This is a genomic window from Adlercreutzia sp. DFI.6.23, from assembly GCF_024462535.1.
GTDB lineage: Bacteria > Actinomycetota > Coriobacteriia > Coriobacteriales > Eggerthellaceae > Adlercreutzia > Adlercreutzia rubneri.
Map to the genome: position 1 here is coordinate 1 of NZ_JANGBP010000237.1, position 385 is coordinate 385.

The window sequence follows — 385 nt, forward strand, 5'->3', positions numbered from 1 at the left end:
GGGCCACCACCTCGGTCATGAGCGTCACATGATCTGCCTGCAGATGCGGGAGAATTCCAGTGAGACCTGCTGGCACACGATGAAGAAGGCGCTGTCGCCCCGCACGAGGTTGCCCGCCAGCCGCTTTTTGTTGAGGCGGAGGCAGGCGTCATAGAGGAGGTGCCTGGCCTGCGTCCTTGAGGTGCCGGAAAGAAGGGAAAGGGCCTGTTTGGCCACGGCGATCAGCTCCCGATCAATGCTCTCTGTGAGCCGCCGGCCTTGGGGGGTGACGGAAAGCCTCGTGGCGCGCCGGTCGTCCTCGTCGGTTGTCTTGCTCAAGGCTCCGGCTCGGCACAGCTCATCGATGCATTCGGCGAGGGTGGTGTAGCTGATCTCCAGCCGGTCT

At 63.6% G+C, this 385-nt stretch carries 1 protein-coding gene; it reads right to left on the reverse strand.

The window, feature by feature from the left end:
• Positions 1–24 precede the first annotated feature (24 nt).
• Positions 25–385, reverse strand: a 361-nt coding sequence (locus tag NE591_RS13175) for a MarR family winged helix-turn-helix transcriptional regulator (protein ID WP_256156856.1), incomplete at its 5' end; no start/stop codon positions are given.